Raw genomic sequence first — 13279 nt, forward strand, 5'->3', positions numbered from 1 at the left:
CGACCCTCCAGCCGCCAATTCGTGGAGCAGGCATCCTTGCCTGCTCAAGGGCAGGCAGAGATACCTGCCCCGCAGTCGCAGCGCCTGCGCCCCCGCGATCCTATGGAGACCGGCAAGATGCCTGTCCTTCGTTATAAGGGGTCCCGTAATCCAACAATTCCTTGGCTGAAAAAAGGTTCCAGTCATTTGACATTGATGCGCATGACAAGTCACACATGCAAAGGTCAAAGAACCGTCTCGATTTTAACGACCAATGCCAGCGCGCCCTTTTCTTGCCAACGCCTGCCTTGATGGCGCTTGCGTAAGGGAATTTGCCGGGGAGAACCACACGTTTAAATGTGTGATGGGCATCGGTGCGCGGCCGGCCGCATCGACTGGCCCGACAGGGGACCTAAAATGTAAGAAAAAAACATGCGCTCCGCAGAACGGTTTCCGATATGTTGCCACCATGCAATCGAACGGACAACCTGCAAACCGGAACGGCTTCACCCTGGCGGAGCTGCTGGTGGTGATTGCGATCATTGCCATCATGTTCCTGATTGCCCTGCCTGCGCTGATGGATATCGCCGGGCAGACCAAACTCGATTCGGCCGCCAACGCGGTCCACTCGGCCGCCAAGCTGGCGCGGCAATTCGCCGTGGCCAACAACCAGCCGACCTATCTGGTTTTCAACGAAGGGCAGACCGATGCCGCGCTGGCGTACCGCGCCTACGCCGTCTTCACCGTCGACATCCATTCCCCGCCCGTCACGCAGGAGGACGGCGAATTCCTGACCCCGTGGGAGCCGCTTCCGCCGGGCGTCGTGTTCGACGCCACCGCCTCGGAAGACAACAACAACGTATTCCTCGTCGGGGGCAGCTGGGCCGGCGGATTCGGCCGCAACCGCCAACTGCGGGTCGGGAATTCAACCTATGTTGCCCTGGGCTTCAAGCCCACCGGGACCCAGAACCTCGCCTACACGCACGACATCCATTTGGCGGAAGGCTTCTACGACGAGGTGGGCAAACTGGTGCACACCTCGGTGCCGGGCCAAGGCGCGCGCATCCGGATCGAAGGCGGCGGCGATAGCTGGATTGCCCCGATCGTCTACGACGAGTCGGGCGAAATCGCGGAGATTGCGCAATGAGCAACCCCCGGCGGTCGAACGGGTTCACGCTGATCGAAATCATGCTGGCGCTGCTGGTGGTCACGATCGGCGTCGTTGCCGTGGTGGGGCTGCTGAGCAGCTCGCTCGACAGCGCCTCCAAGACGCATGAAGACCTCAACGTCGTCTGCTTCGCCGATCTGGTGCTGAACTATTGCCACGCCGTGGAAGACTTCGCCGACCTGCCCACCACCGGCAGCCTTTCGTTGCCCGGCCACGACACCGAAGACGTCATTCTTCGGCTGGGCGCCCAGGACGTATTCACCGCAACCCTTCCCCTTTCGCAACTCACGCTGTTGAGCGAGCCGCAGGAATATACCGTCACCTACCAACTCGACATCGCGGCCGACGGCGCCCACATCAAGACCGTTTCGCTGCAGGTGTGGCCCGGATACGAGACTGCCGGCACCCCGCGCAGGTTCTATACGGAAATCTACAACTGGAAGAAGGGCCTATGAAGCCGGCCGTCGCCAAACGCGGCTTCACGCTGCTCGAAATCGTGGTCTCCATCGCCATCCTGTCGATGATGGCCCTGATGATCGCCTACGTCTTTTCCGAGAGCGACCGGGCGGTGCAGCAAGGCAAGGACCAGGCGTTGCTCGACGAAACGGCGCGGCTGCTGCTGGACTACCTCGAAGAGGACATCGGCCAGGCCCTGGTCCGCACCAATGTCGCCTTCCGGGTCGGCGAGGCCGAAGGGGTCGAGACGCTCTATTTCATTTCGCCGGGCATTCGGCGCCGGCTCGAGGACGTGCTGCGCGACACCGCGCCGATGCGGCTGCAGGTCCGCACCGACAGCACGTGGAACCGCGCGCTGGAGATCGACTCCCCCGACGAGGGCGCAAGCGCGTACTCGGTCGACAACGTCATCAAGATTTCCGACTACTATTCCGATTCCCCTGCCCAGGCGGCCTCCCTGATGGAGTTCGAGGCCCCGAATCTGGACGAAACGATGGACCACAGCGCACTCGAATACACCAAAACGCTGCAGGGGATGGTGGCCGCCCACGCGATGCTCACCGACCTCTCGCTGACGGTCAACGGCGATCCGGAGTGGGCCGCGGCCAACCCCGTGGTTTTCACCCGCGCACAGATGCCCCGCTTCGTCGATGTCACCATTGCGCTGGCCCCCTCCCCAACGATTGAGCGGGCCACCCAGCTCTTCTCGATCAGCAGCCCCAACAAGGGCGTCGACCTCATCCGCGAAAACGAACGCATTTATTCCCGCCGAATCCACCTTCCCAACCGCGGCATCGACCGACTGAACGACGAGTAGCATGAACAACAGCCATCCATCCAAGAGCGGCGCGGCACTGGTGATTGCCCTGGGTTTCCTGGCGGTCTTGACCCTGCTCGTCGTGGCCTACACCGCGCAAACGCGCACCGATCGCCTTTCGGGCCGGGCCTTCGTCTCCACCGCCGCCGCCCGCCATTTGCTGCACACCGCCATGGCCCGCGCCATGGAAGACCTCGACTCCGCCGTCGGCGCGGGCTACCCCGACAACCTGCTGGCCATGGGATCCGTCGGCGATTCCGATTCCCTGCTATCCGACTCGCTCGACTTCGGGATGCAGGAAGACTTTTTCCAGATCGGCAACTCCAACATCGCGTTGGCCTTCGACGACGCGCTCGCCACCTCTCGCTGGCAAACCGTATCGATCGGGGACGAAGTGGTCGGCCGGGTGGGCTACGTCGTGATCAACTCCTCCGGATTCCTCGACGCCAACGAGGTTGGCTCCGCCACCAACTCCGCGGGCTACATCGAACGCGCGACCGGGCTCTCCCCCGCCGAGATCCAGCTGGCCAAGGGCCGCGACGTGATTTCCGAATTCAACTCCACCGCGAGCATGCTGCCGCATATCGCCATCGACTCCCCCGGCGGCACCCTGCGCGCGGCGACGGATCCGAACCTGACGCCGGGCCTGGCGTTCGTCCGCAACCGCGACCGCTCCTGGCGCCGGTTCGAAACCCTGCACGACGTGCTCCAGCTCAACCAGGACCCGGCGTGTTCCGCCGACATTGTCGCGGCCGACGCCATGGCCAGCTTCTGCACCTTTTCCTACACCCCGGAGCCGGATGACGGCCGCACCTTCATGGGAACCAACAGCGCCTCGCTCGCCGAGGACGCCATCCGCACCGAACTCAAGAAGAACGGCGCCATCAACGCCGACTATGTGATCAACCAGCTGATCGACTACCTCGACACCGACACCATTCCCGAGGACGTCGATGCCTCCGTCGAACCCGTCCCGCTCATCAACGAGGTTGCGCTGACCTGCGACTTTTCCTTTTTCCCGCTGATCGAAATGGTGGAGGACGACGAGGGCAACGAGGTGCCGGAGGTGGTCAGCATCACCATCACCAACTCCTACAGCGTCGAGATCGAAGTCTGGTACCCCTTCACCGGATACGAGAACGAAACCGCCTACCAAATCAAGGTGGAGAACGATCCCATCGGCACCCTCCCCAACGACCTGTTCGACCAGCCCGAGGACTGGGTCGGCCGAATTGAAATCCCCTCCTTCTCGACCCTGCCAGGGGCCCTCCCCGCCGACCTGCCCCTGAACGAAGGCACCTATGAAAGCTACGTGGAAGACTCCGACGAACTGCTCGGCATGTTCGACGAGATGCTGACCGACATCGAATTCCCGCTGATCGAGTGCATCGAAAGCGGCGGCACGGTGGTGGACCGGGTGGAAAACCTCACCCTGCCGCTATCCGAAGCGGTCGGAAACACGCTCATCCCGCAAATCGAATCCATGATCTCCAACCTGTTCAGCGCGGCCGATGCCGAAATCGTTTCCAACCGTTTCATCGTCTCGATGAGCTGCATCGATCCGCGGCTCAACTGGAACGGCCTGCTCGCCTCGCAGTGGGAAAGCGATTGGGCCGCCGGCATGATGAACGAAGACACCACCGTCTCCGCCGGAAGCATGGGGGAGGTCAACTATTCGCTCATCTCCGCCGTCGTGACCCCCGACGACACCGACGCCCCGAAAATCTTCGTCCGCAACACCGACGAAATCGACTCCCCCTGGGAATTCACCTACTTCCTCTACGATCTGGAAAAGCCCTGGCAAACCATGCAGATGCTCGAGGCGTTCGACGAAGACAACACCCGCTATATCATGCAAAACCTCTCGCCGTTCCCCCAAGGGGAGAAACCGCGCCACGGCCTCGTCAACCCCCACTCGCCGCACCCCAACGTACTGGCCGCCGTTTTCATGGGCATCCCGCTCGACGAATTCAACGGCACCGACACCCACTACCTCGACGAGCCGAAAGCGGCGGCCAAGGTGGCCGCGCTCTTCGCCGATTGGATGCAAAACTCCGAATCCATCGCCGCCACCGGCTGGCCCGTCGGGGCAACGGGCATCGGCGACGGGTTCAACCTCGACAACCTGGGCGAAACCATCGGCTCCACCGACCCCTGGGTTCTGGAAGCCGCGTTCCGCAACACCTACGAACTGTTCAACCCGCGCGACACCCTCTACACCATTTTGCTCGCCGCCCAGGCTGGAACCGACATCGATGGCGACGGCATGGTTTCCGACGAAGAGGTCCGCGCAACCCAGCAAGCCATCGCCTACGTCTGGCGCGATCCCCAAACCGAGCAGGCCGCCATCGTCTTCTGGGGGCTGGCCGACACCCTGCAAACCTTCTCCGAAAGCGGCAGGCGGTGGCGCGACCTCCTCCAGGCCTTCGAACCCTGATTTCCGCCGATTCAACATTTCCAAGCCCGGCAAAATCCCCTATACAGACCCGACGCAACAACAAGGAACCGCCATGCCGATATTCGAATACCGATGCACAAAATGCGGGGCGCGCTTCGAAGCGCTCGTCTCCTCCTCCGCGGCCTTGGCCGCCTGCGAAACTTGCGGATCGAAACAGGTGGAAAAGCAACTCTCCACCTTTAGCGCCGGCATGACCTCCCCGACTTCGCCCTGCGCCGAGGCCGGGTGCGGCCGGGCCGGAACCGGATGCGGCGGCGGGTGCCCCATCAACTAAGCGGATTCGCGCGAACCGCCCTCTCCAACCCACCTGGAACAGATCCCATGAACATTTCGAACTATATAAAACAACGGCAGGCGCAAATCGAAACCGCGCTCCAGGACAGCCTTCCCTCGGGCGGCACCCGGCCCGCCATCCTGCACGAAGCCATGCGCTACTGCGTACTCAACGGCGGCAAGCGTATCCGCCCCGTGCTGGTGCTCGCCGCCGCCGAACCGTTCGGCACGCCCGCCGCGGCGGCGCTCGATGCCGCCGTGGCCATCGAGCTGTTCCACTGCTCCACCCTCGTGCACGACGACCTCCCCTGCATGGACGACGACGACCTCCGCCGAGGCATGCCCACCTGCCACGTCAAGTTCGGCGAAGCCAACGCCGTCTTGACCGGCGATGCGCTGATGATCCACGCCTTCCAGATGCTCGCCGAAACCGGCAACACCCGCCTGGCGCTGGAGCTGGCCCAGGCGGCCGGCTCGCGGGGCGTGATTGCCGGGCAGGTGGAAGACCTCGCCGCCGAAGGCCAGGAACCCAACGCCGGCTTGATCGAATTCATCCACATCAACAAAACCGCCATCCTGATCCGCGCCGCCGTCCGCATGGGCGCCATTGCCGGGGGCGCGCGCGAAGACGAGCTGGAAAACCTCGGCATCTTCGGCGAGAAGATCGGTCTCGCCTTCCAGATCGTCGACGACGTCCTCGACGAAACCTCGACCGAAGAGGTGCTGGGCAAGCCGACCGGGTCCGATCTCAAGCTGCGGAAAATGACCTATATCGCCGTCCACGGCATGGACGCCGCCCGGGCACGGATCAAGCAACTCACGACCGAAGCCATCAACGCGCTCGACATGCTCCAGCGCGAAACCACGGCCCTGCGCTCCATCGCCGAATATCTCGTCGATCGGGAATACTAGATATTTCCTTTCATTCGTTGCCATCAAGGTTTCTTTGGTGGCGCAGGATGAAGCCCTCGACTCTTCGCCCCGGTTTTATCCTGCAGGCTCGAACATCACCTTCGCCCAGGATGGCGCGAACGGCGACGTTTGGTACATAGCAAGCGATAGCCGCGTCTGGAAAGAACCCGCCAAATAAGACCGACCGACGGTGATTCCAACGCAAAGACACAAAGAATCCAAACCTCAACCTGCTTTGTAGGGAGGGCATGGTTGAGGGACGATACCTGCCCGCCGAACGGCTGAAAGGCATCGTTCCTCAGCCATTTCAGCCCTACAATTCCCCGAGGCGGCTCAAACTACATTAAACATCTTAAAGATTCGGATCGATCGCAGGAAAAGCTTCATCACATACGGGAGCTGCTGCTTATTTCCGATTTAACAGAAGGCCGCAAGGTTCGCGAAGAATCGGCATTGCTGTCTTTGCGACCTTTAGCGAAGCGGGTGTTAAATTGAATCCTTGTTAACGCGAACCTTTGCTCAGTGCGACCGATTAAGAAATACGGAGCACGGTCGAGCGGCCGTTGCCGAAGAAGCAAACGGCACGGCGCGAGCTTCCCCTGCGCTACTCCCCCGATCGGGGGAGATGGTGCAGGGAAATCCCGTTGAAATAACAGGGCTGCCCCTCCGTCACCAATCCGACCTGCGAGGCGGGCCAGTCGCCCTCGATCTCCATCGCGGGGCGCCCGTTGAGGTGGATGACGACGCGGTCTTCGAGCTTCACGCACCGGAAGAAATAGCTCGATTCGACCTCCAGGGTAACGAGGGCCTCCTGCGGGCGCGACGTGGTATCGGTCTCGGTGGTGTCGTCGCCGATCTCTTCGTTGCGCCCCAACTCCTCGCCGGGAATATAGTTGCGCTTGTAGCGCCCGGTACGCGAATCGATGACGATCGCGGAGGGAATATACAGGCCAACGCCGACATAGTTGCCGGTTTCGGGCCGGATGGCGATCGGGTTGAGGATGCCGGACGACTGGGCGCGCGGCTTCGGCTCGTCGGCATCGTAGAAACGCCCGTCTTCCCACAGGTTCGGCTGCTCGCCGCGGTCGAGGCGCGCGTAGCGGATGACCATGTCGTCGGACGGAATATAGAACTCCTGCTGCAGGTGTTCATAATCGCCCTCGAGCCAGCGCAAATCGAGCCGGGAAACAATCGACTCCGAGCACAGCTCGTAGACCCACGAGGTCACGTCGCGATAGGAGGTCGACTTGTCGTATAAGTGGCGGTGGGGCACCTGGCACTTGAGCGATGTCGACCGCGGCTTGATCTCCTGGCCACGCAGCTTTCCGGTCACCACCAGCAGGCGGGCCTTCGTATCGATCATCGCCTTGAGATAGTTGTCGCGATCGGCGAAAACGGGAAAGACGCCGTAGAGGCGGTCCGAGCCCTCCTGGAGCCGGTCGAGCTCCACGTTGACGCAGAATTCGTACCGGTCGAGCAGGTCGCCCTTGAAGGCCCGCCCCGGCCCGGACTGCAGCTCCTGCTCCAGCCCGCGATCCTTGAAGTGGCGCCACTCGCCGGCGGGCATCGTGCCGTCGGCCGCCCGGCCCCAGCCGGTAATGAATTCGCCATGCTCGTCCCATCCCGCCGTATAGGTCACGCCATCGAATTCCGCCGCGGAATCCGCGCAGAAGAATCCGGGCACGCCCGGGGTGGTGATCTGGGTGATGATCGGCCGTTCGGGCAGGAGGTTGATTCCGTCCAACTCAACGCCGAAGTGGCTGCCGTTCCTGGTGACGCGCAGGCGGTGCAGCGGCGGCTCGGCCGCCCCAACGCCCGGCGGTTTTTCCAACAGCTCGAACGCCTTGGGCAGCTTATAGCGCTTCGGCATCTTTTTGCCGGGTTCGATGTGGTATTGCCACGTGCTGGCGGCGGGGTTGATGCTCACGATCAAATCGTGCTCGCCGTCGCTCCAGGCAACGACGCCGACACTGCCCTTGCCGGAGGGGGGGAATCGCACGAAGGTTTCGAACAAATAGTTCATGGCGGGCGCCTGCTTGAGATAGGCCTTGGCCACGCCGCGCGTCTCCCGCTGCTGCAACGCCCCGCCATAGCCCATCCAGCCGCCGCCCGCGAAGGCCCAGCGCTCGGCCCAGCCGAGCCGGTCGTCCTCGGGGAAGGTGTCGGAGAAGCTCGGGCGCGCGGGCGGCGGATGGAAGCCGGACGTTTGCGCGGTCGTTGGCCCATCAATCACCAGTTCGTCGCCGTAGAAGAAGACGCGGTCGAGTCCGGAGCCCGGCACCCCGTTCCACCACGCGCGGTAGAGCGCCCATTTTTCGAAGCCGTTGGGTCCCTCCACGATCCGCACGCGGTCCAGGCCGTAGACGGTCGGCTCCAGCGGATGGTCGCCGGCATCGAACAGACCGAAATCAATGAAACGGTATTCCGCCGTTTTCAGGGCGGCGGCCTCCACGGCGATCACGTTGTCCGCCGTCTTGAAGACGCCCTTGGCCGCCTCGGAGATATCGAAATAGGAATAGGCCACCGATGGGGTGTCCGATTCATGGACCACCGTCCCGTTGATGGTCACCCGTACCGCGCCTTCGTGCCGGATGTTGAGCAAGGGCCGTTTGGGAAGCCCCTTCGGCAGGTCGAAATCGCGGCGCACCCAGATGCGGTCCGACTGCCACGCGGTCCGGCAGGCATGCAGTCTGGCGCCGGCGACTTCGTCCGGATAGCCGAACCCGCCCTCGCCCGTGCGCCAGCCGGAAAATTTATAGCCGGGCAGCTGCCAGTTTCCGGACGGGGCCTCGGTGGTGTAGCGGGCCTTCCACGGCGCATATTCCCCCGAAGGGAGCAGCACCTCGTAGGTGCGCGCCAGCCGCTCGGCATTGCGGACCAGAACCGGATCGGCCATCTTGTCGACATTGTCGAAGCGCAACGGATTATCATTCATGGCCAGGCCCACCTCGCGCAACCCCGTCCGCGGGCTTGGATTGTTGGCGGCATAGAGCAGGTAGTAGTTCCCGCGGTGCCGCAGGATTTCCGGCCCGCCCAGGTCGGCACTGTCGAGCGAATCCCACATGCCCCGGCGGCCATCGAGCAACACGGAGGGTTTTTCGACGGTTTTCCATGGCGCGGCGTAACGCTGGAGACAAATTTCGCCCTCGGCCTTGCTGCCTTCGCGGCGATTGACCGAAAAGAGGTTGCCGCCCGCATCCTGGAACAGCCGCATCTGCTCGCCGGAAAGCCCCGCCCGGCGCATCTCGGCATAAGGCCCTTGCGGCGCGGTCGCCGTGGCAAAGCCCTTGCCGTCGGCATAGAGATAGAAATAGCCGTTGCGATAGGCCAGTTCGTAGGGCCCGGCAACCGTTTCGGGCAGCACGGAAACCGGCCACTTCCAATCCACCAGGTTATCCGACACCAGCATGGTTCCGTTGGTCCCGCCATGCATGGCGTAGTACAATCCGTTGTGGTTCAACAGGGCGCCATCGAGCAATACCGGCAACGGGTTGCCCACCGAAATACCGGCAAGCCCCATAGCCAGCGCCACCCAACGCCGTATAGCGATTTTTCCCATTCCCATTTCCTCTCCGAGAGCCTTCATTCTACACGCACCGCGCGGCGGGAACAATGACAGAGATCGCCCTTTATTATCATCGTACTTGCCATTTGGCTTTACTCGCCGGAACCGATCGCGCACCCTCGGGCGCCTGATGGGAGCAATGGCCAAATGGATTTACGTTGTCGCGGGACTCGCCCTGGTTGCCTTGGCGGCGCTCGGCATCTTCCTGCCGTTGTTGCCAACCACCCCGCTGCTGCTGCTCGCCGCTTGGTGCTTCGCCCACTCGTCCGAAAAACACCACCGTTGGCTGATGCAGCACAAACTCTTCGGGCCCATCATCCGCAACTGGCACGAGCAGCGCTGCATCCCCCGCAACGCCAAAACCATCGCCGTCGCGTCCATCCTGATCTTCGGAACCTACGCCATCGGGTTCGCCATCGAAACCCTTTGGATTCGAATCTTCGGCACGGCCCTGCTGCTGACCGGACTGGTGGTCGTCCTGCGGATACGCGCCTGCAACCCGGATCAATAGCCCCCGCGGGACGCGCCGCGAGGGCGGCCGACGAGGCGGCAGATCATTCCGCCTTCACCACCTTGATGGGGATGGCGGGCGCGGGATGGTAGGTCGAATCCTTGCCCTTGCGCACCTCGGCGGCAACAACGAGGCTGGCGCGGGTGCCGGGCGCGACGGATTCATCGACCTTGATAAGGATCTGGCCCGTGGCGATGTTCTTATCGAGCGGCTTGCCATCCTTTTTCTTGTCCTTGTTGTTCGCTCGCCCGACCCATCCGTTCTTGACGGCGGAGAAGCCTTCGGGCGGATTGTCCAACTTGAGCGAATAGCCTTTGTTCGGGCCCATCACGCGTCCGTTGAATAAGATGCGGGTCTCCTGCCCGGCGGGGAGTTCGATCGCGCCGCTTTTCGGGATGCGGGCTTGGAAGGCGACCGGGGGGCGCTGAGAGACGGGGGCGAGCACCAGCTCCTTGGCCGGAACGAGGTGGCGGTAAAGGAAGGCCTGCATCTGGTCGTCGACCGGCACGGCATGATGGGTTACGGGTTTGCCATTGACGATGCCGGTGCCGGTGATTTCCGGGCTGATGACCTTGCCCTCGATCTGCCGGGGGGCGGTGATGGTGAAGCGGGTCATGTCGGAACCCCTGGGGATGATGGCCGCACTCATGGCGAAGCCTTCGGGAAGGTTTGCGGCCTCCAGCTTGATCTGCTGATCGAACCCATCCTGGCGCAGGGCGCGGACGGAGAAGGCGGCGGTTCCGCCGGGCGCGATATTGATGCCGGAGGGCTCCATCCGCAGCTGGAAGTCGGGGTTTGATTCGCTGATGCGCAGCCGGTAGCCGAAGTCATGCCCGCCCTGGGATTGGGCATCGCCGATTTCGACGGTATATCGGCCATCGGCCGGGAGCTCGTGCAGGAGATAGGAGTCGGCGTGGTGCGTCACCAAGCCGGCGCCGAGATGCAGTTGCTCCTGCTTGGCCATGTAGTCGTCGTTGCGGACCGGCTCCGCGAGGCCGGGCCCTTTCAGCGTAATCACCGAATCGAGCGGCGAGTTGAGCCGGCGCGCCATCACCTCGATGGAGACGGAATCGCCGGCACGCCCGTCAAAACCGAAGACGTCGACGTCGCCGGGCTGCTGGATGCGGCCATTGACGACGAGCGGGCGGCGAATGGTCTGCGCCTTCTCGGCGGAATCGTTGGGTTCGGCCTCGAAGATCTCGTCCATCTCGCCGATGGCAAAGGGCATTTCGTTAGACCGGTATCCGCCCTTTCTGACGGAAACGTGCCGGACCTCGTAGCCGTTTTCCGGCAGCGTTCCGGTGAGGCGGGTCCGGGGCAGGTTTTTTCCGCCGAGGGCGATATCGACCTCCTTGCCGTGCTGGGCGCCGAGCGGGAAGATGGCGGTGATGAAGGGGAGCTCGCCGATGGCGATGCGGTAGATGAAATCCTCGCGCCCGCGGTAGATGGAATCGCGGATGGAAAGCGTATAGGATCCGGTTTCGGGCACCTCGAAGAAGAGCACCGGGTCGGGATTGAACTTGTAGTCGTCCTGGTAGGCGACTTCGTTTCCGTCCGCATCGAAGATGGCCACCACCGCCTGGAACCACCCGGGCACGGCATCGGCCAGATAGGGAATGATGCGGCGGGCGGCGACGTCGACCACGATCGAGTCGCCCTTGCTGGCCTTGAAGCGGAAATGGTCGATGTCGCCGGGGCGCACCTGGCCATTGAAGACGGCGGGCACGGGAACCTCCAGCAACTCGGGCATCATGTGGTCGTCGTTGGGTTCTTGCTCGAGCACCTCGGGCAAGGTGCCGACCTCGAAGTAGACCGGGTTGGAGAGCCCCGCCGGCGTGTAAACGCGCAGCTCGCGCTCGCCGGGCGGCGCGTTCTTCGCAACACGCACCGTCACGCGCAGGCGGTCGGCGATCTGCGGATTGAACTGCTCTTTCTTGTCGGCGCGGACATACCGCTGCACCGCCTTCCGATCGAACGGGTCGATGCCATCGGGCAAATCGATCAGCGCCAGCAGCTTGGAGGTCTGGTCGATTTTCTTCCGGAAGCCTTCCCGTTGCGCATCGGTGATGCCCTCTTCCTCGAGGCTGGCGGTGTTGTTCTCGATGTTGCGGAAAAACTGGCCGACGCGCTGCGCGTCGTACTTGACGCTATAGCGTTTGATTTCGACCGAAACGCCTTCACCGCTGACGAAGACATTGGTGGCGCCGGCGAAGTATTGCCCGCCGATCTGCATTTCGATGGAAGAGCCCTGCTGGGCCCCGGCCGGGAAGGCGAACCCGATGTGCGGCTCGTTCGACGCGCAAACCGATGCGGCGGCCCCGGCCGCAATGAGAAACAGGAGGTGCTTCATGGAAGTTTTCACGACATGATTTCCTTCAGGCGCCCGCCGATGGTGACCCCGTCGGCCTCGGTGGGGCAGACCCGGACGTCGATCCCCTGCGGATGGGGCAGGCGCGCATCGGAGGCAATCCCGAGTTGCTCATACATGCTGCCGATGAGATCCCACGGATAAACGGGACGCTCGGCCACTTCGGAGCCGGTTTCGTTGGAGGCGCCCACCACGTGGCCGCCCTTGAATCCGCCGCCGGCCACCACGTGCGAGAAGCATTTTCCGTAATGGCTGCGGCCGCCGTTCCACGGGGCGTTTTGCTGGATCTTGGGTCCGCGGCCGAACTCGCCGCCCCACCAGACGATGGTGGAATCGAGCAGCCCGCGCTGATGAAGGTCGTCGAGCAGGGTCGAGAAACCGCGGTCGAGCTCGGGCAGCTTGGTTTTCATGATGTCGAAATGTTTCTTGTGCGTATCCCATCCGCCGTAGTTGATGGTGATGTAGGGCACGCCCGCCTCGACGAGCTTGCGGGCGATGAGGCAGGACGCGCCGAAATCGGACTTGCCGTAGCGTTCGCGCAGTTTCGGGTCCTCGTTCTTGATATCGAACACCTTGCCGGCATCGCCGAGGATGAGTTCGTAGGCCTGGTCGCGGCACTGGTCCATCTGGGCGAATTGCGGATTGCCCTCCATTTTTCGGCCGAAGGTTTCGAGATCGCCCAGCAGTTGCCGCCGATCCTGCTGGCGGGCCTGGGTGATGCCCTGCTGGATCACGCCTTCGACGGCGAAGACGGGGGCGCTCGGCTTGCCGC

At 63.0% G+C, this 13279-nt stretch carries 11 protein-coding genes; 8 read left to right on the forward strand and 3 right to left on the reverse strand.

The window, feature by feature from the left end; all coding sequences use genetic code 11:
* The 7 genes from ABYO54_RS06270 to ABYO54_RS06300 all read left to right on the forward strand — a co-directional run.
* Positions 1 to 291 (forward strand): hypothetical protein (locus tag ABYO54_RS06270; protein ID WP_372807389.1); only part of this gene is annotated, 291 nt, incomplete at its 5' end.
* 157 nt (positions 292 to 448) lie between these two features.
* Positions 449 to 1126, forward strand: coding sequence for a Tfp pilus assembly protein FimT/FimU (locus ABYO54_RS06275; protein ID WP_372807390.1), 678 nt, complete (start codon positions 449 to 451; stop codon positions 1124 to 1126).
* Positions 1123 to 1602, forward strand: a complete 480-nt coding sequence (locus ABYO54_RS06280) for a prepilin-type N-terminal cleavage/methylation domain-containing protein (protein WP_372807391.1) — start codon at positions 1123 to 1125, stop codon at positions 1600 to 1602. The genes ABYO54_RS06275 and ABYO54_RS06280 overlap by 4 nt, the downstream gene beginning before the upstream one ends.
* Positions 1599 to 2420 carry a type II secretion system protein J gene (locus ABYO54_RS06285; RefSeq protein ID WP_372807392.1) on the forward strand — a complete coding sequence of 274 codons (822 nt, stop codon included), beginning with the start codon at positions 1599 to 1601 and terminating at the stop codon, positions 2418 to 2420. The genes ABYO54_RS06280 and ABYO54_RS06285 overlap by 4 nt, the downstream gene beginning before the upstream one ends.
* Position 2421: 1 nt before the next feature.
* Entirely contained in the window at positions 2422 to 4857 is a 2436-nt protein-coding gene (locus ABYO54_RS06290; RefSeq protein WP_372807393.1) for a hypothetical protein, read from the forward strand.
* Positions 4858 to 4930: 73 nt separating this feature from the next.
* Entirely contained in the window at positions 4931 to 5152 is a 222-nt protein-coding gene (locus tag ABYO54_RS06295) for a zinc ribbon domain-containing protein (protein WP_372807394.1), read from the forward strand.
* 47 nt (positions 5153 to 5199) lie between these two features.
* Complete coding sequence (locus tag ABYO54_RS06300; RefSeq protein WP_372807395.1) at positions 5200 to 6063, forward strand: polyprenyl synthetase family protein; 864 nt, start codon at positions 5200 to 5202, stop codon at positions 6061 to 6063.
* A gap of 604 nt (positions 6064 to 6667) precedes the next feature.
* Here the strand turns inward: ABYO54_RS06300 and ABYO54_RS06305 are convergent.
* On the reverse strand, positions 6668 to 9622 hold the full coding sequence (locus ABYO54_RS06305) for a family 43 glycosylhydrolase (protein ID WP_372807396.1): 2955 nt from the start codon (positions 9620 to 9622) through the stop codon (positions 6668 to 6670).
* Positions 9623 to 9767: 145 nt separating this feature from the next.
* Between ABYO54_RS06305 and ABYO54_RS06310 the strand changes: the two genes are divergently transcribed.
* Positions 9768 to 10139, forward strand: coding sequence for a DUF454 family protein (locus tag ABYO54_RS06310; RefSeq protein WP_372807397.1), 372 nt, complete (start codon positions 9768 to 9770; stop codon positions 10137 to 10139).
* 43 nt (positions 10140 to 10182) lie between these two features.
* Here ABYO54_RS06310 and ABYO54_RS06315 read toward each other — a convergent pair whose 3' ends face one another.
* Together ABYO54_RS06315 and ABYO54_RS06320 are read right to left on the reverse strand one after the other, a co-directional pair.
* Positions 10183 to 12501: a hypothetical protein gene (locus tag ABYO54_RS06315; RefSeq protein WP_372807398.1), complete on the reverse strand. Its 2319-nt coding sequence runs from the start codon at positions 12499 to 12501 to the stop codon at positions 10183 to 10185.
* Positions 12498 to 13279: DUF1501 domain-containing protein (locus tag ABYO54_RS06320; RefSeq protein WP_372807399.1), on the reverse strand; the 782-nt coding region annotated here is incomplete at its 5' end. The genes ABYO54_RS06320 and ABYO54_RS06315, both read right to left, overlap by 4 nt.

This window comes from Pontiella sp. (assembly GCF_041622395.1).
Taxonomy (GTDB): Bacteria; Verrucomicrobiota; Kiritimatiellia; order Kiritimatiellales; family Pontiellaceae; genus Pontiella.

What these genes read in the sequence shown, in the direction of transcription:
- ABYO54_RS06275 (WP_372807390.1), top strand. Translation starts at nt 449, where the DNA reads ATGCAATCGAACGGACAACCTGCAAACCGGAACGGCTTCACCCTGGCG.
- ABYO54_RS06280 (WP_372807391.1), top strand. Translation starts at nt 1,123, where the DNA reads ATGAGCAACCCCCGGCGGTCGAACGGGTTCACGCTGATCGAAATCATG.
- ABYO54_RS06285 (WP_372807392.1), top strand. Translation starts at nt 1,599, where the DNA reads ATGAAGCCGGCCGTCGCCAAACGCGGCTTCACGCTGCTCGAAATCGTG.
- ABYO54_RS06290 (WP_372807393.1), top strand. Translation starts at nt 2,422, where the DNA reads ATGAACAACAGCCATCCATCCAAGAGCGGCGCGGCACTGGTGATTGCC.
- ABYO54_RS06295 (WP_372807394.1), top strand. Translation starts at nt 4,931, where the DNA reads ATGCCGATATTCGAATACCGATGCACAAAATGCGGGGCGCGCTTCGAA.
- ABYO54_RS06300 (WP_372807395.1), top strand. Translation starts at nt 5,200, where the DNA reads ATGAACATTTCGAACTATATAAAACAACGGCAGGCGCAAATCGAAACC.
- ABYO54_RS06305 (WP_372807396.1), bottom strand. Translation starts at nt 9,622, where the DNA reads ATGGGAAAAATCGCTATACGGCGTTGGGTGGCGCTGGCTATGGGGCTT.
- ABYO54_RS06310 (WP_372807397.1), top strand. Translation starts at nt 9,768, where the DNA reads ATGGCCAAATGGATTTACGTTGTCGCGGGACTCGCCCTGGTTGCCTTG.